The organism is Polaribacter batillariae (assembly GCF_017498485.1).
GTDB classification, from domain to species: domain Bacteria; phylum Bacteroidota; class Bacteroidia; order Flavobacteriales; family Flavobacteriaceae; genus Polaribacter; species Polaribacter batillariae.
In genome coordinates, this window is record NZ_CP071795.1 from 3456984 (window position 1) to 3476695 (window position 19712).

The 19712-nt window shown below is 30.0% G+C and carries 21 protein-coding genes; 8 read left to right on the plus strand and 13 right to left on the minus strand.

All coding sequences use genetic code 11. The features are described from left to right. Positions 1-64 precede the first annotated feature (64 nt). Positions 65-1171 carry a formylglycine-generating enzyme family protein gene (locus JL193_RS15135; RefSeq protein WP_207971577.1) on the plus strand — a complete coding sequence of 369 codons (1107 nt, stop codon included), beginning with the start codon at positions 65-67 and terminating at the stop codon, positions 1169-1171. Positions 1172-1348: 177 nt separating this feature from the next. On the opposite strand, the gene JL193_RS15140 is transcribed toward JL193_RS15135, so the two are convergent. Beyond that, a complete protein-coding gene (locus JL193_RS15140; protein ID WP_207971578.1) occupies positions 1349-2011 on the minus strand; it encodes a peptidoglycan-binding domain-containing protein in 663 nt (220 codons plus the stop codon). Positions 2012-2135: 124 nt separating this feature from the next. Next, the gene (locus tag JL193_RS15145) at positions 2136-3158 is read right to left on the minus strand and encodes a TlpA family protein disulfide reductase (protein ID WP_207971579.1); all 1023 of its coding nucleotides are present in this window, start codon (positions 3156-3158) and stop codon (positions 2136-2138) included. A gap of 266 nt (positions 3159-3424) precedes the next feature. On the opposite strand from JL193_RS15145, the gene JL193_RS15150 reads away from it, so the two are divergent. Further along, positions 3425-4867 (plus strand): glyceraldehyde-3-phosphate dehydrogenase, encoded by a 1443-nt coding sequence (locus JL193_RS15150; RefSeq protein ID WP_207971580.1) that lies wholly within the window; start codon positions 3425-3427, stop codon positions 4865-4867. 215 nt (positions 4868-5082) lie between these two features. Here JL193_RS15150 and JL193_RS15155 read toward each other — a convergent pair whose 3' ends face one another. The 11 genes from JL193_RS15155 to JL193_RS15205 form a co-directional block, all read right to left on the minus strand. After that, complete coding sequence (locus tag JL193_RS15155) at positions 5083-6165, minus strand: lysophospholipid acyltransferase family protein (protein ID WP_207971581.1); 1083 nt, start codon at positions 6163-6165, stop codon at positions 5083-5085. Beyond that, a complete protein-coding gene (locus JL193_RS15160; protein WP_207971582.1) occupies positions 6162-7100 on the minus strand; it encodes a bile acid:sodium symporter family protein in 939 nt (312 codons plus the stop codon). The genes JL193_RS15155 and JL193_RS15160 overlap by 4 nt, the downstream gene beginning before the upstream one ends. Before the next feature lie 176 nt (positions 7101-7276). Then, complete coding sequence (locus tag JL193_RS15165) at positions 7277-7918, minus strand: DUF4159 domain-containing protein (protein WP_207971583.1); 642 nt, start codon at positions 7916-7918, stop codon at positions 7277-7279. Positions 7919-8034: 116 nt separating this feature from the next. After that, the gene (locus tag JL193_RS15170; protein ID WP_207971584.1) at positions 8035-8562 is read right to left on the minus strand and encodes a DUF3575 domain-containing protein; all 528 of its coding nucleotides are present in this window, start codon (positions 8560-8562) and stop codon (positions 8035-8037) included. Between the two features lie 308 nt (positions 8563-8870). After that, on the minus strand, positions 8871-10043 hold the full coding sequence (locus tag JL193_RS15175; RefSeq protein WP_207971585.1) for a helix-turn-helix domain-containing protein: 1173 nt from the start codon (positions 10041-10043) through the stop codon (positions 8871-8873). A 149-nt stretch (positions 10044-10192) separates the two neighbouring features. Further along, complete coding sequence (locus JL193_RS15180) at positions 10193-11881, minus strand: T9SS type A sorting domain-containing protein (protein WP_207971586.1); 1689 nt, start codon at positions 11879-11881, stop codon at positions 10193-10195. Then, positions 11871-13610, minus strand: coding sequence for an alpha/beta hydrolase (locus JL193_RS15185; protein WP_207971587.1), 1740 nt, complete (start codon positions 13608-13610; stop codon positions 11871-11873). Before JL193_RS15185 ends, JL193_RS15180 begins: the two co-directional genes overlap by 11 nt. A gap of 81 nt (positions 13611-13691) precedes the next feature. Then, complete coding sequence (locus tag JL193_RS15190) at positions 13692-14273, minus strand: Riean_0653 family protein (RefSeq protein ID WP_207971588.1); 582 nt, start codon at positions 14271-14273, stop codon at positions 13692-13694. Between the two features lie 324 nt (positions 14274-14597). Then, positions 14598-15191, minus strand: a complete 594-nt coding sequence (locus JL193_RS15195) for a Riean_0653 family protein (RefSeq protein ID WP_207971589.1) — start codon at positions 15189-15191, stop codon at positions 14598-14600. Positions 15192-15255: 64 nt separating this feature from the next. Further along, on the minus strand, positions 15256-15858 hold the full coding sequence (locus tag JL193_RS15200) for a Riean_0653 family protein (RefSeq protein ID WP_207971590.1): 603 nt from the start codon (positions 15856-15858) through the stop codon (positions 15256-15258). A 331-nt stretch (positions 15859-16189) separates the two neighbouring features. Further along, positions 16190-16747: a Riean_0653 family protein gene (locus JL193_RS15205; RefSeq protein WP_207971591.1), complete on the minus strand. Its 558-nt coding sequence runs from the start codon at positions 16745-16747 to the stop codon at positions 16190-16192. Between the two features lie 213 nt (positions 16748-16960). Here JL193_RS15205 and JL193_RS15210 point away from each other — a divergent pair, with 213 nt between their 5' ends. The 6 genes from JL193_RS15210 to JL193_RS15230 are packed head-to-tail and all read left to right on the plus strand — an operon-like array spanning position 16961 to position 19708. Next, a complete protein-coding gene (locus JL193_RS15210) occupies positions 16961-17287 on the plus strand; it encodes a GbsR/MarR family transcriptional regulator (RefSeq protein ID WP_367890018.1) in 327 nt (108 codons plus the stop codon). Further along, on the plus strand, positions 17233-17463 hold the full coding sequence (locus JL193_RS17525) for a hypothetical protein (protein WP_367890019.1): 231 nt from the start codon (positions 17233-17235) through the stop codon (positions 17461-17463). The genes JL193_RS15210 and JL193_RS17525 overlap by 55 nt, the downstream gene beginning before the upstream one ends. Positions 17464-17517: 54 nt before the next feature. Beyond that, positions 17518-17880: a hypothetical protein gene (locus JL193_RS15215; protein ID WP_207971592.1), complete on the plus strand. Its 363-nt coding sequence runs from the start codon at positions 17518-17520 to the stop codon at positions 17878-17880. Next, entirely contained in the window at positions 17867-18232 is a 366-nt protein-coding gene (locus tag JL193_RS15220) for a DoxX-like family protein (protein WP_207971593.1), read from the plus strand. Before JL193_RS15215 ends, JL193_RS15220 begins: the two co-directional genes overlap by 14 nt. After that, positions 18225-18962, plus strand: a complete 738-nt coding sequence (locus tag JL193_RS15225; protein WP_207971594.1) for a DUF2071 domain-containing protein — start codon at positions 18225-18227, stop codon at positions 18960-18962. Before JL193_RS15220 ends, JL193_RS15225 begins: the two co-directional genes overlap by 8 nt. Continuing rightward, complete coding sequence (locus JL193_RS15230; protein WP_207971595.1) at positions 18953-19708, plus strand: class I SAM-dependent methyltransferase; 756 nt, start codon at positions 18953-18955, stop codon at positions 19706-19708. The genes JL193_RS15225 and JL193_RS15230 overlap by 10 nt, the downstream gene beginning before the upstream one ends. Positions 19709-19712 lie beyond the last annotated feature (4 nt).

A 19712-nucleotide genomic window follows, 5' to 3' on the forward strand; every position in this document is an offset into this window, starting at 1 on the left:
TGTGGTAAAAATAACAAATATTACACAATAGCCTAATAGAATTACATATTTACATTTATAAATTATGACCTTTAAAACAAAACTTACCTTTATAACACTCTCTATATTCTTTTCTTTTATTATTTCATGTGACCAAAAAAAGAAGGCAAAAACGACAGTTAAAAACGAAAAACTTACAAAAACCATTTCGAAAAACAATGTAAAAACTCCTAAAGAAATGGTTTGGGTGGAAGGAAAAACTTTTCTAATGGGGGCAAAAGAAGGCGACCCATATGCTATGATGCGCGAAAAACCTGCACATAAAGTTTCTGTAGATGGGTTTTTTATTGATGTTCACGAAGTTACAAACAAGCAATTTAGAGCATTTGTAGAAGCCACGAATTATATTACAACAGCCGAAAAGCCAATCGATTGGAACGAAATTAAAAAAGATTTACCAGCAGGAACTCAAAAACCAGCAGATTCTATTTTGCAGCCAGGAAGTTTAATTTTTAACAAACATGCAGGCAAAATCGTTTCGATGAACAATTACCAACAATGGTGGACATGGAAAGTTGGTGCAAACTGGAAACAGCCAGAAGGTCCAGGAAGTTCTATCGAAGGAAAAGACAACTACCCAGTTGTACACGTAAGTTACGACGATGCTTTGGCTTATTGTAAATGGGCAAATAGAAGATTGCCAACAGAAGCAGAGTGGGAGTCTGCTGCACAAGGCAATAATACAGCAGATACTTTTGCTTGGGGAAATAATTTGGCAGAACTAGACGCAAATGCAAATACCTGGCAAGGGCAATTTCCAACAGAAAATAATTCTGTAGATGGCTTCGAATATATTTCTCCAGTAAAATCATATCCACCTAACAGTATAGGATTGTATGATATGGCAGGGAATGTTTGGGAAATGACTACGGATTTATTCAATGTAAATTACTACAAATCTATAAAACCAAAAGAGGTTTTAAACAACCCAAAAGGGGCAAATACATCTTATTCACCTTCGAACCCATATCAACTAGAAAGAGTTATGAAAGGAGGGTCTTTTTTATGTCATGCTTCTTATTGTGCGAGTTTTAGAATTTCTGCAAGAATGGGAATGGAGCCAAGTTCAAGTGCAGATCACATTGGTTTTAGAACAGTTGCAACACCAAAAATGTTGGCAGATACAAAGTAAAATTTCTATATTTTGGAAATGGTTTTTTAGTGTATTAGACAAATAATATCACTTATTTTCTCTTACAGTAATTCTAATTTGGTTTTTAACGGTATTTGTATATTCCATTTATATTAGAAAATTAAAAGCGAGACCAGAGTAAGTAAACAAAAAAACGAATTCGAAAAAGTTTAATTTTTACTCCAACAAAACATCCAAAGTTAAAACATCTAATTTTCCATCTGCAAGAAGGTTGTTTTTTTCTTCGAAAGATTTAATTGCATTAGAAGTTTCTACTCTGTAAATTCCATCTACAGCAATATCAAAACCATTTTTAACCAGTAATTTTTGTACCTCGTAAATTAGCGCAGTTTTTTGGTTATAAACTATTTTTTTAGAGTCAGCAAACAAGGCTCTCATATTATTTTTATAAACAGTATTTTCTTTTTTTAGAAGATGCGTTTTTAAATTAGTGCCAGTTTCTTCTAAAAATTTAACTTCTTTGTTAGAAAGACCTTTTTCTTTTAATTGATTAGAGTTTTCTAAAATAGCTTCATAATACTTAACTTTTGCCAATTTTTTAGCATATTCTTTTACAGCAACTTTTGTTTCAGTATCATCGTCTTCTGGAGTTCTAACATCTATTTCGTTTGCTGTCCATTGTAACATTATAAAACTATTTAAATCTTCGATGGCTTTGTTGTAATTTAACACAGTTTCTTTGTTGTAATAATTTACATCAATTTTTGCATTTGTTTTATAATTTACATTTGGCGAGTGGTATCTTTTATATTGTTGATATTTTCCAAACCCGATAAAAAAAGCAATAATAAGTAGTAAAAATATAATAATTTGTTTCATAATGTTTGGCAAGATTAATAAGAATCGTAAGCAAATGTAATTAATTCTATTTACAAAAAACAGAATTTCAAATCCGCTAAAAAATTCGATTCTTTATAACAACGAAGTACAATATTAACCCCAACTATATTCCTAAAGAAGTAAACAATTCCTTTAAGTTTGGTTGCGAAGGTCTTGGGGCATTGGCATCTACAATATTTCCATTCGGATCGACTAAAATAAATCGTGGAATTCCGGTAATTCGATACGATTGTTGAAAAGAATTGTCTTCTCCTGCCCAAAGTTGTACACCTTTAAGATCGCGTTCCTTTACCATTTTTCTCCATTTTTTTTCTGCAGTTTCCCAAGAACCACCACTTCTTGTGGGTTCGTCTGTAGAAATACTTATAAATTCGATGTTTTTACCTTTGTACTCTTTTGTTAATTCTTTTAAGTAAGGAATTTGCTGTAGGCAAGGACCACACCACGTTGCCCAAACATCTATATAAACATACTTTCCTTTGTAAGAATCTAAAGATTTTTTTCCACCTTTAAAATCCATATAGTTTTCAAATTTTGGAGATGTTTTTCCTTTTCTAATAGAGCTCATTTTAGCATATTCAGTTTTAAAATAAGAAACCATTAAATCTGTTTGCTTATTTGCTTTCGAAATTAAAGCCGTATCTAAATCTTTGTACGAATTTAAAATACTATCAAACCTATTTTTTATAGAATTTACCTTTTCTTCGAAGGCTTCTTCAGATAGTTTTAAAACTAAAGCCGGATTTCCAATTTTTTGACTTTCGCTTATTTGAGAAATTAAAAAATTACTATTATCTGCACCCTTTCCTGAAAATTTAAAGCTCCTCATAAACTTAGCTGCATTGCCTTTTAAATCTAGGTCGTAACCATTCTTTAAATATATAGGAGACCTTTTATAGGTAGAAGTCTGAAAAGTAAAAATATCGGCTTTTTTAACCTGTAAAGTATCTTTAAAAGTACCATCGTCGTTAATTTTAATGGTTTTTATAGGGCCTTTTTGCCCAGCAATGGTAATTAAAGAATCTTTATTATTATCCAGCTTTCCAGATAAGCTTACAAAATCTTTTTCTTTAGTACACGAGCTTAAAATTAGAAGTGTAAGAAGTAAAATGCCAAAATTTTTCATTTATAATATTTTTAATTTTTTACAAATATAAAGTTTATAATTACAAATAAAACAGGTGTTTTGTAAATGTAATTTTAAGAAAAGGTACGTAGCCTTAAGATATTTTGTAAATATAATAGATACAAATTTAAGGCGGCTTTAAAATGTAGTTAAAAAGTAGATACAGGGAATTATTTTTTTATTTACGAAAATTTTACGAAATCGATTTCGTATTGTAAAAAAAAGAAATACTTTTGCCGGAAATTTAATTTTTTAGTTACACAACGATGTCAACAATTATAGATTACAACAAAGAAGTTTTATCACAAGCACAAACAAGAAGGGCAACCGTTCAATTTATTAATATCGTAAACGACTTATGGTACGATAAATCTATAGAATTGGTATTGTTTAGAAATCCGTTAGTAGATAAAAGAGCTAGCGAAGTTTTAAATTTAATAGATTATGCCAGAGAATTTGTAAGCAAGCCAATTACAATTACAGATGCTTTAGATATTGCAAAGGCAATTCAGCAAATAGATTTACCATCTTCGAAATTAGATATTGGAAAATTAGCATACGAATGTTATTTAAGTCCAAAATTATGCGAAGACAAAGTAGCTTTTGTAAAAAAGAAATTAAAAAATGCCACAGAAGCCAAAAACATAAAGCCAAAAGATGTTGTTTTATACGGTTTTGGTAGAATAGGGCGTTTGTTGGCAAGAGAATTAATGACCAAAATGGGCAAAGGTTCTCAACTAAGGCTAAGAGCAGTCGTAACTCGTGGAGTCATAAACGAGAATGTTTTAGAAAAAAGAGCTTCGTTATTAAGTATCGATTCTGTACACGGCAATTTTTTAGGAACTGTACAAACAGATGTAGAAAACAATGCACTAATTATCAACGGAACAACAGTTTATATGATTTCTGCAAACAATCCAGAAGATGTAGATTATACAAAATACGGAATTAAAGAGGCTTTAATTATAGACAATACAGGTGCTTTTAGAGATAAAGAAGCATTAAGCAGGCATTTAAAATCGAAAGGAGCAAGCAAAGTTTTACTTACAGCTCCAGGAAAAGGAATTCCTAATATTGTACACGGAGTCAACCACAAGCAGCACAACCCAGATAAGGTAGATGTTTTCTCTGCAGCCTCTTGTACAACCAATGCAATTACACCCATTTTAAAGGTTTTAGAAGATAATTACGGAATAAAAAAGGGGCATTTAGAAACCATCCATGCATACACAAACGACCAAAATTTAGTCGATAATATGCACAGTAAATACAGGCGAGGAAGAGCAGCTGCCTTAAATATGGTAATTACAGAAACTGGCGCAGGCGCAGCAGTTGCCAAAGCGTTGCCAGCATTAGCAGATAAGCTTACCTCTAATGCCATTAGAGTTCCAGTTCCAAACGGGTCTTTGGCCATTTTAAACCTACAATTACGCTCAAAAGTTACAAAAGAAACCCTAAATGCAATTATGAAACAAAACGCTTTAGAAGGCGATTTGGTAGAGCAAATTAAATACTCTATGGATAACGAATTGGTTTCTTCCGACATTATTGGTACCACTGCGCCGTCGATTTTCGATAGCAAAGCAACCATTACAGATGGAGATTCTATTGTAATTTATGTTTGGTACGACAACGAATATGGCTATTCGCATCAAGTAATTCGTTTGGCAAAACACATCGCAAAAGTTAGGCGATTTACTTATTATTAGTGCAACTTTTTAGTAGAATTAATTCTGTTTTTATAGCAAAATATTAAAATACTCTTAGTGCAAATTCATTCTTCGAAAGTCGAATGTACAAACCCGATACAATTGCGTGTCGGGTTTTATGATGCATTTTTTTTTGGAGCTATTTCCAGCTTTCCGCACTCGCTTTTTTTGCTGAAAAGAGCAAAAAAGAGCTCAAACAATTGCTTCAATCTGGGCTAAACCTGTTTGCTGGCTTTCGTTAATTCCGTATGCTTTTTTGCATTTGTAGGACTAAATTTTACGTAAATTAAAATCAACAAAGTAGCCATTATTAAATAACAAAAACCTATTAAATTACCATAAAAAACACAAATAATATAAGCCTGTAAACAGTAAAATAAAGAACAAGTAGCAAAATTTAAACCAAATTTAAACGTGTCTATAAATTCAATTTCGTCGATTTTTTTAGCAACTTTCTTCCATATTAAAAAAGGAATAATACTATTTAAAATAATAAGATAAAGTAACGGCTTTAAATAGTTTTTTTGGGGCGTTTTTTTCTCGGGAATAGCGTTGTTTTTAATCATTTTATTTACAGCATCTACCTTTGTAAAATCTACTTGCGCATTATTTAGTTTTTGTAAAGTTTGCTCGTAATTTTTGTCATCAGGAATGTAAACAGTTAATTTTTGTAACTGTTCTGTAACTTTTTGTTTTAAAATACTACTCGATTTTGCTGGAGTATTCGCTTTAAAAATAGCTTTGGTCGCAATTGGTTTTCCATAATTTATACACACTTTTGCAGGAAAATTAGAAATATGTTGGTAAGTAATTCCTACAGGTACCACTTTAATATCTAAATTAGGGTGTTTTTCTAAAGCACCAGAAATTATTCTTGTAAACCCTTTGCTAAGAGGTCTTATGGTTCTTTTTTTATGATGACTTCCTTCAGGAAAAATCATTAAAGTTTCTCCTTTTGCCAAAATATTAAAACACTTTTCGAAAATTTCTTGGTTTTTAGAAAGTTGCTTTATTCCATCTCTAATTCGATAAATAGGCATTAAATTTAAAGATTCTAAAATCTTTTTAATTAACGGATTTTTAAAAGAAGCTGCCCTTACTAAAAAATAATTTTGTCGAAATTTTACAGTGGTAACATATAAAGGATCTACCAAACCATTGGGGTGATTTACAGCCAATAAAACAGCCCCTTTTTTAGGAATGTTTTTTTTGCCCAAAACAGTAATTTTTTTAGAGTAAAAAAAGAGGCCAAATTTTATATAAGACCAAAGTAATGTAAACCAAATTTTCTGAATCATAAATTGTGCATTTGTTTTACTGCCATTTTACTTTTGGGTTTTCTACCCCAATAAGTTGCCAAAAGAATTCCAGAAAACACATCCCAAATGCCCCAAAAAGCAGCTAGTAAAGCCATGCCACCCAAACCATCGAAAAAACCAAAAATTAATAACAAGCCCAAACCACCATTTTGAATACCAGTTTCCATAGCAATTGTTTTGGTATCTTTTTTATTGAGTTTAAAAGATTTCGCAGTAACAAAACCCAATACAAAGGCAAAAATATTATGAAAAATAACCAAGAAAATTACATGATGAATGTGATTTACAAAAACATCTAAATTTTGTGAAAAAGCAATAAAAATTAATGCGATAAAAACCAACATAGATAATGGTTTTAAAACCTTTTCTATTTTATTTGCCATTTTAGAATGGTAATGTTTAATTAGCATTCCAAAAAATAACGGAATTCCTAAAATTAAAGCAACCAATTTTAACAAATCTATCCAATTTAATTCCACCGTTTTTAAAATTTGGTTTGTTGGCTCGTACAAACTTCCCCAAAATTGTAAATTAAAAGGTGTCATAAAAATACAAATTAAAGTGGCAAAAGCAGTTAAACTTACAGACAGTGCTGCGTTTCCACCAGCCATTTTGCTAAAAAAGTTAGAAACATTTCCACCAGGGCAGGCTGCAATTAGCATCATTCCTAAAGCAAAACTTGGGTACGGATTTATAATTAAAATGGCTAAAAAAGTAAATGCAGGTAATAAAATAAACTGAGATAAAACACCTACAAAAAGAATTTTCGGGTTTTTAAAAAGCCGTTTAAAATCGTCGATAGAAATGCCCAAAGCGACTCCAAACATAATAATGGCAATGGCAATGTTTAACACCCACAAACCATTAGTGTCGAAATTTATTTTTATAGAATCGATGTCTATCGCGTTTTGCATGCTTTGGAATTCAAGATTAAAGGTTTTGTATTCGAGGTTTTTGTAAGATTTTAAATGTACTCGATTTTTTATTTATTTTTATTTCGAAATAACAATATTTAGATTTTTTATTTTTGTTAACTGTTAACTGTTAACTGTTAACTGTTAACTGCTAACTGCTAACTGCTAACTGCCAACTAATTCTTAAAAGCATATTCTATAATATTTGCACCCATTTTTAAGGCTTTTTCTCGAACACTTTTAGGGTTGTTGTGTATAATTTCGTCTTCCCAGCCATCACTTAAATCGGTTTCGTAATCGTAAAAAACAACCAATCTGCCTTCGTAGAAAATTCCAAAACCTTGCGCAGGTTTTTTGTCATGCTCGTGTATTTTTGGAATTCCGTTCGGAAATTTAAACGTTTGATTATAAATCGAATGATTGCTAGGAATTTCTTGCAATTCTAATTTCGGAAATACTTTTTTTAATTCCGCTCTAATAAATTTATCTAAACCATAATTGTCGGAAATATGTAAAAATCCACCAGAAATTAAGTAATTTCTCAGGTTTTCGGTTTCATCATCAGAAAAAAATACATTTCCATGCCCAGTCATAAAAACCATTGGAAAGTTAAAAATATCTTGACTGCCAACAGCTACAGTTTGCGGATTTTTAGAAATGTTGGTTTTAATGTTTGTATTGGCAAAACGAATTAAATTAGGAACTGCTGTTGGGTTCGAATACCAATCTCCACCACCATTGTATTTTAAAATGGCAACATCTTGTGCGTTTGTAGTAAAAAATAAAAAAGTAAAAAAGATTCTTAGAAATTGCTTCATAAATTGTTTTAAATAGAATTTAAAGCAAGATAATAAATTAGAATTTGAGTATTAAAAAACGCCACTAAAAAATTAGCGACGTTTTCGAAATTACATTCTCTTTTTCAAAAAGATTTTTAAAATATTTTTCCGACAGTTATTCCAAATCTTGGGTACAATAAGTTTATTTTGTCTTTGTTTATAAGCGTTCTTGTTAATCCGAAAGAAAACTCTCCAACCCAACCTTTTTTTGTTTTGTATTTTTTTCCAATTCCAAAACCAAACCCAAATCCAGTTCCGCCTTTTTTATCTTCAGAAAAAAAATCTCCATGTCTTTGTTTTTGTGAGTATAAAGCGAGGTTTCCATCAATAAAAAAACCTGCATTGGGTTTGTTGCCAAAATAAATTCTGTAATAAGGAAGTAAACTAAAATTATAATTGGTATTGTTTTCTGAGTTTGTAGAATTATCGATAGAAAATCCCATTGTTATTCCAAAAGAAGTTTCGTTAGACAATAATCTCTCGTAAGTTATTTCTGGGTAACCAGCAATTAAAAAGGCGAGGTTTACTTTAAACTCATTTTTACCCAAGTTTTTATTTTTAGTTTCTTGAGCGTAGCTTTGTATGCTTAAAATTAAAACGGCAAATAAAAGTATTTTTTTCATAGTTAAGGTTCTTTTAAATTCTCTGCCAAATTAGCAATCGGTTAAAAACAAGAGTCCAGAATTTTACAATTTTGTGGAATTCTGGACTCATTTGTGGAATTCTGGACTCATTTAGGAAATTCTGGACTTATTTATAGTCTTATATCATTTTTTATTTGTTATTATCAATCACATAAAAATGTTATCGACGATAAAAAAAACGTACTTAAAAAACTATAATAGATTTTAATTGAAAAGAATGCCGAGGATAGTTGGTTTTAAGAAATTTTTTATTTTCGAAATTACCAGTTTAGAAAACAATTTGTTATTTAAGATTGCTGCCTTTCTTTTTTAGAGGATAACATTAATTTGTATATATTTTTTTGATACTGTACAGGAGTAAACCCAGTATGTTTTTTAAAGGTAGCAAAAAAGGTAGATTTTGAGTTAAAACCAGATTCTAAACCAATAGAAGTAATCGTATAATTTCTATATTCTGGGTCTGCTAAAAGTTCTTTGGCAAAATCGATGCGAAATTCGTTTATATAATCGTTAAAATTTTTATCGGTACATAATTTAAGAATGTTAGAGAGTTTATTAGAACTAATATTTACTTCGTTTGCTAAAAAATCGACATTTAGTTTCGGTTCTATAAAGAGTTTTTTTTCTTGGATGAGCAATTGTATTTCGTCGAAAACTATTTTTTTATCCGCATCTTTTTCTTCTACAATACCATCATTCACTTGAATAATAGGGGTAAAGTTTAATTTTTTTCTTAATTTTTTACGCTCTTTTAATAAACGGAGTTGTAATAATGCTTGGTAGCCAATCCAATAAATTAAAATGGTGGTTAAAACTCTTAATGGATAGTAAGAGTAGATAAATTCTTTAAAATCTAACGCAACTGTTATTGCCAATGCTATAATCCAAAAAAAATAGGTTAACAGGCCGAGTTTAAAGAAAGTATAAATCCATTTTAAATTATCGTAAGACAGTATTTTGGTAAATAATTTCTCTTTTTTCGATAAAATTGTAAAAGAGTATCCAAAAATAATTAGCGAAACAATTAAAGAGAAAATTTCTTCAATAGAGGTATATTTTTCGAAAAGGTGAGCAATGTCTGCCGTGTTTCTATCGCTAAAAAAGGAAACAAAACCAATTCGTATAAGAATAATGAAAAGAAAAACAGGAAGCACAATTTTTAACAGATTTTTACTCCGTTTTTCGATCTCTAAATAATGAATTAGAAACATGTAAAAGAAAGGCGCAATTAAAAAATGCCAAGGAATGTGTATATAATCTAGAAAAAAATATTCGATAAAAAAATCTTTGGCGAGAATCCAAGATTGAATGTTGTTTAAAGAAATAATTAACACCAATAAATTGATAAACAACATGCTTTTTTCTCTTCCGTTTTTAGAAAATAAGATAAGAAAACAAAATAAAAAGCCGTGCAAAGCGCTTATTAATAAAAAGAGGTTAAAAATTTCTTTTATGTTCAAAATTTAGGATTTAGAATATAAATAAAATTAGCTAAAAATAAAAGAAGCTACACTATAGATAGCCAAGATAAGGATTTTCTTTTTGAGCATAAAAAAACGCCATTAATTTTTTTAATGACGTTTTAAAATAGTGTTGTTTTATTTTACTCCTATTCTATAATAAGCTGTTTAGATGTTGTACCATAACTAGAGGTAACCGTAACTGTGTAAACGCCTGTGCTAAAATTACTCAAATTAATTAAATCGACTTGGGTATTATTACTAAAAGTTATCTCTTTAGTAAGTAGAGTAGTACCTGTAGTTACTTTTGTAAAGGCAATGTTACAGTTTATATTTTCTATGGTTGCTGGGTTTGTTGTTTTAGTTCTTCTATCTAAAGTCACGGTTACAAAACCGTCTTCTGCTGGATTAGGTGTTAAAGTAAAGGTAACAAAGGGCTGGGGTGTAGTGGCTGTAGATGCTGGAATAGCAGTTTTATACACATTGGTATCTGTTGCACAACCACAATCATTTTGTGCGGTAACTTCTACTTCTAAAAAACCTGTTTCACTAAATACAATTTTAGAACTTTCATCTAAAGAAGCTTGTTGTATGGTTGGCAAATCGAAAGGATAAGCACTTCCATCTGGCAATGGATTGTTATAATTATCTGGTAATACCCTATAAAGTTCTTCTTGAAAATGATAATCGATTAATGGTACCAAACCTGCTACACTTTTCGAAGGTAAAGAAAAGGAAGAAATATCGTCTTCACAAGAAAAATAAGGTAGAAAGTCGCCAACTAAAGAAGCAGGATCGTAATAAGTGTGTGTACCAGGAGCATCTTCTGGAATGTATTTTCTCTCTCTAGTGTATTTCCAAGAAACAGTGTGCACTAAGGTTTGGTTTATTTTAATTTTACTGCCTTCAGTTATAAAAACATCTGGATAATTAGAAGGTGCAACCCCTGCTAAAATAGCGTCTCTTAAAGAAGTGTTGTTAAAACTTATTGTGGGTTTGTCTAAAATGTTGAAATTTTTCAAAGTGTTATGCCCATCTTCTAATTTAGCCTTAATAAAGGCATTTGAGTTATCATCATTTATCGCTTTTACAGTAATAGAATATGGTGTGGCGTTTATTTTTTCTAAATTAGAAGAAATTTCCCATGCTATTGCTTTTGATGATGTACATGGATCTGAATTTAAGCTAACTATTACTTCATTTTTCAAATTTAGACATAACGTAACTCTAGGAGAAGTTAAACTATGATCTACAATATTTGCAGGTATTTGCTGAAAACCTCCTAATTCTTTAAACAACCAATTTTTTGCTTTTTGAGTAAAAGTGACGTGAGGTGTATTGTTTTCTTCGCCATAATAACTGTCAAAAGGTGTTTGTTTGCTACAAACCAAATTATGGTCTATTGGTTGATACCAATCTTTAAAACCCTTTGTATCTAAAGCAGAATGTGTAGGAATAAAAGCATGAGGGTTTACTAACCCTTCTTCAGTAGAAGGAATATACATTTTTCTTCTAGCACTACTACCTTTAATTTCTTTAATTGCTTCTTCTTTATAATCATTACCAGAATTAAAAAGACCACCTGGAACTACATCTAAACTTCCTTTTTTATTGTTATTTGTAAAACTATATTTTCCTCTATGATAGCTAATGTATAAAAAACCAGCACCATAAGTTCGTGTGTCATAAAGTAATTCCGTTTTATTATATTCTGGTTGGTAGTTGTTTTTTGTTGTAAATACATTTATTGTCCAATCAAAAATAAGAAAAGATAAATCTATATAACCTCTCATATCTAAAAAGCGTTGGCCTGGTGTGGCGACTTTTTTACCCGACATAGAACCATTTTACCATCGCTATATTTCTAGATTTTGTAGGGTATCCATTAGAACCTGCCAAGCCATTTGCGTGTAAAGCAGTTTGATAATTAGTGAAATATGGTGACTTAGTACGTGAATTGATAACATTATCATAATGGTCTATGAGCATTTGTTTTGCTGCTGGCGAGCGTAAACTTGCTTCATACTTTTGTTTAGCACCCTCTTTTTTAGCTATAAAACCTAAAAAATAAGTACTACCTTGTACTGATAATGGTATGTTTGCTCCTTGGTGCGGGCTATCTACACTTACCCATAAACGGGTATTATGGTTCCAAATAACCTTATTTGTTTCATGTTCTTTTTTCTCCATATATGCTAATGCAAAGCGGGTTATTTGCCCACCCATACTTGGCCCAACAACTACCAATTTTTCTTTACTTTTATTTACGGTAAGTTTTGTGTTTATTTCTTGAATAAAAGAGACTAAACTCATGGCATTACGCTCTATATAATCTGCGCCATAATCGTGTATAATTTTTTTATGATCATAAGCTGCTCTTATTGTAGGTAAATTAATAATAATGACATCGTAGTTTTCTTCTTGTAGTTTAGTAACTATATTATCATTTGGGTCTTCACTAAATTTCATCAGTTCATAGATTGATTCATAATCTGAAGCTATAAAATTATCATTTTCATCTTGATTTAATTTTTGGCAAATAGCATCACAATCTTCTAATTCAATTCGTCTTGTATCTCCAGGGTCAAAACCATCAATAACAATAAATGGTTTTTTAACTCTCGCTATTCCACAACTTCCAGTTTGGTTGTTTTTTCCAAAGAATATTTTATATTCCATTTTGCCGAACTTGGCTGTGTTTTCGTCCCATGCTTTAAAAGGGATGGTAGAAGTAAAAGGTAATACATTACTTTTTAGGCAATTGTTATTTTTTTGTAATTGTATTTTTGGTTTTACTATAGTTATAGTAGCGTAGGTGGTTTGTGTAGTATTATCTTTATATGTTGCGGTAAATGTAATTAGTTTTTTACCAGCTGTAGTGTAATTAATTTTTGCAACGGTATTTGTAGGGGCACTATTGTTCACTAATGTATAATTGGTGGTTGTATTAAAATTGGCTACTAATTTTTTAATGGTTTTGTTTCTATTAAAAAATAGTGAATTATCTAACCTGAAATTAACGTCGCCACTATTGGTTGTGGTTATAATTTCTTGTTGGGGGCTAATTAATGTAATATGTTTGGTAAAAACGGAAGGTTTGCCTGCTATAGGTTTAAAAACACCATTTACAAGCGTTAAGCCGCCATTACTTTCATTCTCTTCATCATAAAATAAAAAATCAAAGGAAGTATTTAACACGCCAATATTTATACTTGGTATTGTGTTGCTGGCTTTGGCGGCATATAATTGTTGTTTTTTTAATTTTAATTGTGCTGTGGCTATAAAAAGCGTTTTGTCACTTGCATTGTACAATTCTGAAATTGCTTGTGTAAAGAGGCTGCTATTCGCTGTATTGTGTGCCAATGTATTAAAGTTGTATAAATTACTAAACGGAGTTACTTTGGAATATAAAACACCTGTTTTAATTTGTGAAGAAATATTTATAAGAGCTTTAGACCAAAATTGTTTGTCTTTTTGTGCTATTTGTTCTGGTGTTGGTAGAGCAGTTTGTGAAACTAATGAGAATGAAATTAGCATTAAAAAAATGCAGTATATAATTTTTTTCATAATTTTGAAAATATTAAATGTTTATAATTAATATGATGAATGTTTAATTTTTTTAGAGGTTGTTGGCGCAACCTCTTTATTTTATCGAAATCTTTTTGAATTAATCGTATTTTTATTGAAGTCGAATCTGCCTTCGGTTATTTCAATAAAATTATCAGAAATATCCCTGTTTTTTAGCTTACAGTAGAAAGTACCTGAAATGATTTCGTTATCATAATGTGTTATAATAACCTTACCTGTACCTTCAATAGAACCATAAAAACCTTTATGATGCGTTGCCTGTATATAAACAATATTTGGATGTGTAGATGCAAAACCACCAATAATAGTTTTAACTTCATACTCCCCAACTTTTAAAGTTTGAAGATTAGGTATTTTAATTGCTACTCCTCCTGTTGCAGTATATCTATCAGACGCTTTAATCCAATCGTAGTTTAAGTCTGTACCGTAAGAAACTCCCTTAGGTATTCCACCTAATTGGCTTTTTCTACTGTCTCTGGGTATCATTACTTGTCCATTAATTTTACAACCAAAGGTATTGGCACCTATTTGTGTAATGGGTGGTAGTTCAGGGTTCCATCTTTCATCTTCTGTTTTAGATTCGCAATTGCTTAAAGTAAAAGCAAAAAGAAATAGCACTGTTTTTAAAAAGAAATGTTTCATAATCAATAGGGTTTTAGGTTTGTATTGTAAAGTTATGTGATTTAAAAATTTTTGGAGTCCAGAATTCTACGTTTTGTGAAATTCTGGACTCATTTGTGGAATTCTGGACTCATTTATTTTTTAAAACATTGTTTTACAGATGTTTATGAAAATGATGTTTTTTGTCTGTTTTTAAAACTCTATACCCATTTGTGACGAATGGGAAGGTTATTGTTATGGTTTTTTTTTTGGCTTGTTAAACTAGACACTGAAACAAGTTCAGTTCATGTAAATTTGTGTTTGTAGTATTTAATTTTTTAAGCAGTTGTTGGTAGCAACTGCTTTTTATTTGTTTACTGTATTTAGGTTGATGTCGAATCTTCCATTTGTAATTTCAATAATATCATTTTCATCATCTTTATTCTTTAGTTTTACGCTTAATGTTCCTGAATAAATACCATTGGCTATATCTAAACGAGTAAATTCTATTATACCCGAATTTACGGTCGATAAATATGTATTATTATTTCCGTTAATATGACAGTAAATATGTGCATTTGATAAATCTGAATCTTCTAAACCATCACTTGAATCAACAATATAATTTGTTGATAAATCTTTTAAAGAAGGGATATATATGTATAAATATATACTTGGGTTTATTTTAAAATTCCCAGTTGAAATAGTCCATTTATCATCTCCATTACTAGTTTTAAAATTATTACCTACATATACTTGTAGCCCTTTAAACTTAGGGGTTCCAGGTGTGGTAGAGAATGAATCTGCAGGTGTAAAGGCTCTACCATCTACAATAGCACCAAAGGTATTTGCACCAGTTTGTGTAATTGGAGGTAATTGTTCTTCGGGATCGTTTTTTTCGCAATTGCTTAAAGTAAAAGCAAAAATAAATAGCACTGTTTTTAAAAAGAAATGCTTCATAATCAATAGGGTTTTAGGTTTGTATTGTAAAGTTTTTTAAAGGTTGTTGGCGCAACCTCTTTTTTTATCTAAATCTTTTTGAGTTAATTGTGTTTTTATTAAAGTCGAATCTTCCTTCGGTTATTTCAATAATATCATCAGGATAGATATTGTTTTTTAATTTGCAATAAAATGTACCAGCAATTACTTCATCATCGTATCTTGTAATTATAATCTTGCCTGTACCTTTTATAGAGCCATAACCTGATGTTGGACTTTTTCCAAAATAACTAGCCCCCATATAAATTACATTTGGTTTTGTAGATACATAGCCACCAACCATTGTCTCTACAATATATTCTCCTACACCTAATTTTTGTATTTCTGGTAATTTAAATGCAACACCTCCTCTATTGGTATAACGATCTACCGCTTTAATCCAATCATAACTTGCTGTGTTTGTACTCCATCCATATGTAACACCAGTAGGAATTCCACCTAATTGGCTTACTCTACTGTCTCTGGGTATCATTACTTGTCCATTAATTTTACAACCAAAGGTATTGGCACCTATTTGTGTAATGGGTGGTAGTTCAGGGTTCCATCTTTCATCTTCTGTTTTAGATTCGCAATTGCTTAAAGTAAAAGCAAAAAGAAATAGCACTGTTTTTAAAAAGAAATGTTTCATAATCAATAGGGTTTTAGGTTTGTAATGTAAAGTTATGTGATTTAAAAGTTTTTGGAGTCCAGAATTCCACGTTTTGTGAAATTCTGGACTCATTTGTGGAATTCTGGACTCATTTATTTTTTAAAACATTGTTTTACAAGTGTTTATAAAAATGATATTTTTTGTCTGTTTTTAAAATTCTATACTCATTTGTGACGAATGGGAAGGTTATTGTTATGGTTTTTTTATATTTTTTGACTTGTTAAACTAGACAATGAAACAAGTTCAGTTCATGTAAATTTGTGTTTGTAGTATTTAATTTTTTAAGCGGTTGTTGGTAGCAACTGCTTTTTTATATGTCAAATCTCCCTTCTGTGATTTCTATTATATCATTTTCATCATTTTTATTTTTTAATTTTACGTTAAATGTGCCAGAATATATACCATTATCAAAATCAACTTTATTAAAAGTAATAGACCCTGAGTTTTCATAACTTATGTATCTACTTCCATTAATGCTACAAAATATATGTGCGTAATTTGGTCTCTCCAAACTTGCTCTTACCCCTGGACTTTTTTCAAAAAAGTAAGTAGTTTCTTTTGGAAGTTCATTTGGTACATATACATATATATATACATCTTCATAATTTCTAGCATCAATACCAAAATATTCATAGTCTGGTAAAGAACTGCCTACAGTAACTGCAATACCTTTTGGTGTTCCTCCTCCAGGGGGTGTATAACCTGTTTTATCTTTAGCTACAAATATTTTCCCATCTACAATAGCACCAAAGGTATTTGCACCAGTTTGTGTAATTGGAGGTAATTGTTCTTCGGGATCGTTTTTTTCGCAATTGCTTATAGTAAATGCAAAAAGTAAAAGTGTTGTTTTAAAAAATAACTGTTTCATAATCAATAGGGTTTTAGGTTTGTATTGTAAAGTTATGTGATTTAAAAGTTTTTGGAGTCCAGAATTCCACGTTTTGTGGAATTCTGGACTCATTTGTGGAATTCTGGACTCATTTATAGTTTTAAAAACAGTGTTCAAATTATTTTTACCGTAAAACGATATTTAATTTTCAATAATTATTGAAAGTTCAAAAAGATATTGTATATTTGCTGTATGGAATTAAATGAAGCAAAAAATAAATACATACAAACTTGGGGAAGTTTAGCAACTTCTTGGGGAATTAACAAAACGATGGCACAAGTGCATGCTTTATTATTAGTTTCTACAAAGCCACTTTCTGCGGAAGATATTATGAAAGAATTACAAATTTCTCGTGGAAATGTAAACATGAATGTACGAGCTTTAATGGATTGGGGCATTGTACAAAAAGAATTTGTAGTGGGAGAGCGTAAGGAGTTTTTGTGGCAGATAAAGACATTTGGGAATTGTTTAAACAAATTACAAAAGAGCGTAAAAAACGCGAAATTGAACCTGTTTTAAAAGTATTAGACGAATTACAACAAGTGGAAGATTCTACTGAAGATGGAGAACAATTTAAAAAAGTGTTAGCAGATTTATCTTCAGTAACCACAAAAGTAAATTCTATTTTAGAAAAAGCGATAAAAGCCGATGAACACTGGTTATTGTCTAACTTTACCAAAATGATAAAAAAGTAAAAAAATTTGTAAACAAACTTTCAAATATTTCTGAAAGTTTTAAATGTTAAAATTTTGAAAAGTAAAAAATTAATAAATGTTATTTATTCTCTGAATGTAGGCTGGTATTTCGTAACCTTATTTTTATTTATTACTATTTATTTTGGTTTACTTGCTGAAATTGTATTAGGATTTATTCAAGTACTAAGTTCTTTTCTTATTCTTTTTTATTGCAGAAGTTTATCAGCAGAACAAAAAAAGAGAATTTACTTTTACTGGTCGATTATTGTATTATATTTTTCTTTATGGTTATTTAATTGGGATTTTTTAAATGAATGGATTTTGTTTATGGTTTGTATAGGTTTAATCCCTATGGTAATTGGTTGTTTTTTTATTAGAATATTAAAATCAATAAAAAATCAAGATGAAATTAATTAATTATTTAATCGCTTTAGTTTGGTTCATAAACGGATTTTTCTGTAAAATATTAAACTTAACTTCAAGACATCAAAAAATTGTTGGTAGAATTTTAGGAGAAGAATATGTAAGAGAAATTACAATTTCAATCGGAGTTTTAGAAGTATTAATGACTGTTTGGGTTTTATCAGGTTTGAAATCTAAATTGACTAGCATTTTACAAATAGCAATTATAATTACAATGAATACTATTGAATTTATTTTGGCAAAAGATTTATTACTATTTGGAAAACTGAATATCGTTTTTGCGTTAATTTTTTGTTCTATTATTTATTACAATGAATTCGTAATTAAAAGAAAAAGCCATGTTTAAAAAATTAAAAAATCATCCTTTTGCTGTTGAAGCTTTCTTTAAAAGTTCAATTGTATTCACTTTTGCAGTTCCAAAAAAGGAATTAGAATCATTAATTCCTGATTGCTTAACACTAGATACTTTTAAAGATAAATGGGCTTTTATTGCAATTGCAATGGTGCAAACCAAAGATTTAAGAATTAAAGGAATGCCAAAATTTATGGGCAACGATTTTTTCTTAATTGGGTATCGAGTTTTTGTGCGCTATACAAATCGTAAAGGCAAAAGATTAAGAGGTTTGTATATTTTGAAGTCAGAAACAGATTGTAATAAAATGACTTTTAGAGGAAACATTTTTACACATTATAATTACACAACTACAGATGTAAATATTAATTCTGATAAACATAAAATAGAGTTGTTTTCCAACAAATCAAATTTTAATATTAAAGTAGATAAAACCGAAGCAGAAATCGATTTACCTGCAAATTCACCCTTTGCAAATTGGAAAGAAGCAAGAAGATTTGCTGGTCCTTTGCCATTTACATTTACCTATAATGCAGCAACAAAAGAAATTTTAATCATAGAAGGAGTTCGAACAAATTGGAAACCAAAACCTTTAAAAGTGGATGATTATCATTTTAATTTTTTAAATCAATTAAAATTGAAAAATTGTGTGTTGGCAAACAGTTTTATCATTGAAAACATTCCATATCAATGGAAAAAAGGAAAAATAGAATCATGGAAATAGAAAGAAAATCGTTTCAGGGAGTTTTAAATATACTAAGTTTTAACAGACATTTTTATGTTATCGGATTGATTGTTTTATTCCTGATGATATCAATTTCCTTATTTTTTAATATTCCAAATTTTATCATTTGGTTGATAATTGGTGCGTTTTTATACGGATTTTTAATGCCTTTACTAGTTTCTGCTTATGTGTATGATTTTTCTGGATATTATCATTTTAACTGGTTAAATCGGTTTAAAATTGTCGATTCAAAAGAAAATACTTTTGTAAACATCAATGCTGGTTTCGATGAAACGAGTTTTATTCTTAAAAATAAATTCCCAAAATCTCATTTAAAAGTTTTCGATTTTTACAATGCAAATAAACATACAGAACCCGCAATTGTTAGAGCAAGAAAAGTAACGTTAAAATACCCAAACACACAACACACAGCATACAATGCAATTCCTTTAAAGAACAATTCTGTAGATGTAATTTTCTTATTATCGGCAGCTCACGAAATAAGAAATAATAACGAAAAAGTAGCGTTTTTAACTGAATGCAAACGAATTTGTAAAACAAACGGAAAAGTAATTATGGTAGAGCATTTAAGAGATGTTCCTAATTTTTTTGCTTTTTCTGTCGGATTTACTCATTTTTTCTCCAGTAAAACTTGGAAACATGTTTTTAGAAAAGCCAGATTTACAGCAATATCAGAAACAAAATTCACCCCTTTTATGTCGGTTTTTACGGCAATTAATAAATAATTCG

Excerpts from the sequence above, each read along its gene's own strand:
- JL193_RS15160 (WP_207971582.1), bottom strand. The coding sequence starts at position 7,100 with ATGCAAAACGCGATAGACATCGATTCTATAAAAATAAATTTCGACACT.
- JL193_RS15205 (WP_207971591.1), bottom strand. The coding sequence starts at position 16,747 with ATGAAACAGTTATTTTTTAAAACAACACTTTTACTTTTTGCATTTACT.
- JL193_RS15135 (WP_207971577.1), top strand. The coding sequence starts at position 65 with ATGACCTTTAAAACAAAACTTACCTTTATAACACTCTCTATATTCTTT.
- JL193_RS15155 (WP_207971581.1), bottom strand. The coding sequence starts at position 6,165 with ATGATTCAGAAAATTTGGTTTACATTACTTTGGTCTTATATAAAATTT.
- JL193_RS15145 (WP_207971579.1), bottom strand. The coding sequence starts at position 3,158 with ATGAAAAATTTTGGCATTTTACTTCTTACACTTCTAATTTTAAGCTCG.
- JL193_RS15220 (WP_207971593.1), top strand. The coding sequence starts at position 17,867 with ATGAAATTAATTAATTATTTAATCGCTTTAGTTTGGTTCATAAACGGA.
- JL193_RS15210 (WP_367890018.1), top strand. The coding sequence starts at position 16,961 with ATGGAATTAAATGAAGCAAAAAATAAATACATACAAACTTGGGGAAGT.
- JL193_RS15195 (WP_207971589.1), bottom strand. The coding sequence starts at position 15,191 with ATGAAGCATTTCTTTTTAAAAACAGTGCTATTTATTTTTGCTTTTACT.
- JL193_RS15165 (WP_207971583.1), bottom strand. The coding sequence starts at position 7,918 with ATGAAGCAATTTCTAAGAATCTTTTTTACTTTTTTATTTTTTACTACA.
- JL193_RS15200 (WP_207971590.1), bottom strand. The coding sequence starts at position 15,858 with ATGAAACATTTCTTTTTAAAAACAGTGCTATTTCTTTTTGCTTTTACT.
- JL193_RS15225 (WP_207971594.1), top strand. The coding sequence starts at position 18,225 with ATGTTTAAAAAATTAAAAAATCATCCTTTTGCTGTTGAAGCTTTCTTT.
- JL193_RS15150 (WP_207971580.1), top strand. The coding sequence starts at position 3,425 with ATGTCAACAATTATAGATTACAACAAAGAAGTTTTATCACAAGCACAA.
- JL193_RS15190 (WP_207971588.1), bottom strand. The coding sequence starts at position 14,273 with ATGAAACATTTCTTTTTAAAAACAGTGCTATTTCTTTTTGCTTTTACT.
- JL193_RS15140 (WP_207971578.1), bottom strand. The coding sequence starts at position 2,011 with ATGAAACAAATTATTATATTTTTACTACTTATTATTGCTTTTTTTATC.
- JL193_RS15230 (WP_207971595.1), top strand. The coding sequence starts at position 18,953 with ATGGAAATAGAAAGAAAATCGTTTCAGGGAGTTTTAAATATACTAAGT.
- JL193_RS15170 (WP_207971584.1), bottom strand. The coding sequence starts at position 8,562 with ATGAAAAAAATACTTTTATTTGCCGTTTTAATTTTAAGCATACAAAGC.
- JL193_RS15180 (WP_207971586.1), bottom strand. The coding sequence starts at position 11,881 with ATGTCGGGTAAAAAAGTCGCCACACCAGGCCAACGCTTTTTAGATATG.
- JL193_RS15185 (WP_207971587.1), bottom strand. The coding sequence starts at position 13,610 with ATGAAAAAAATTATATACTGCATTTTTTTAATGCTAATTTCATTCTCA.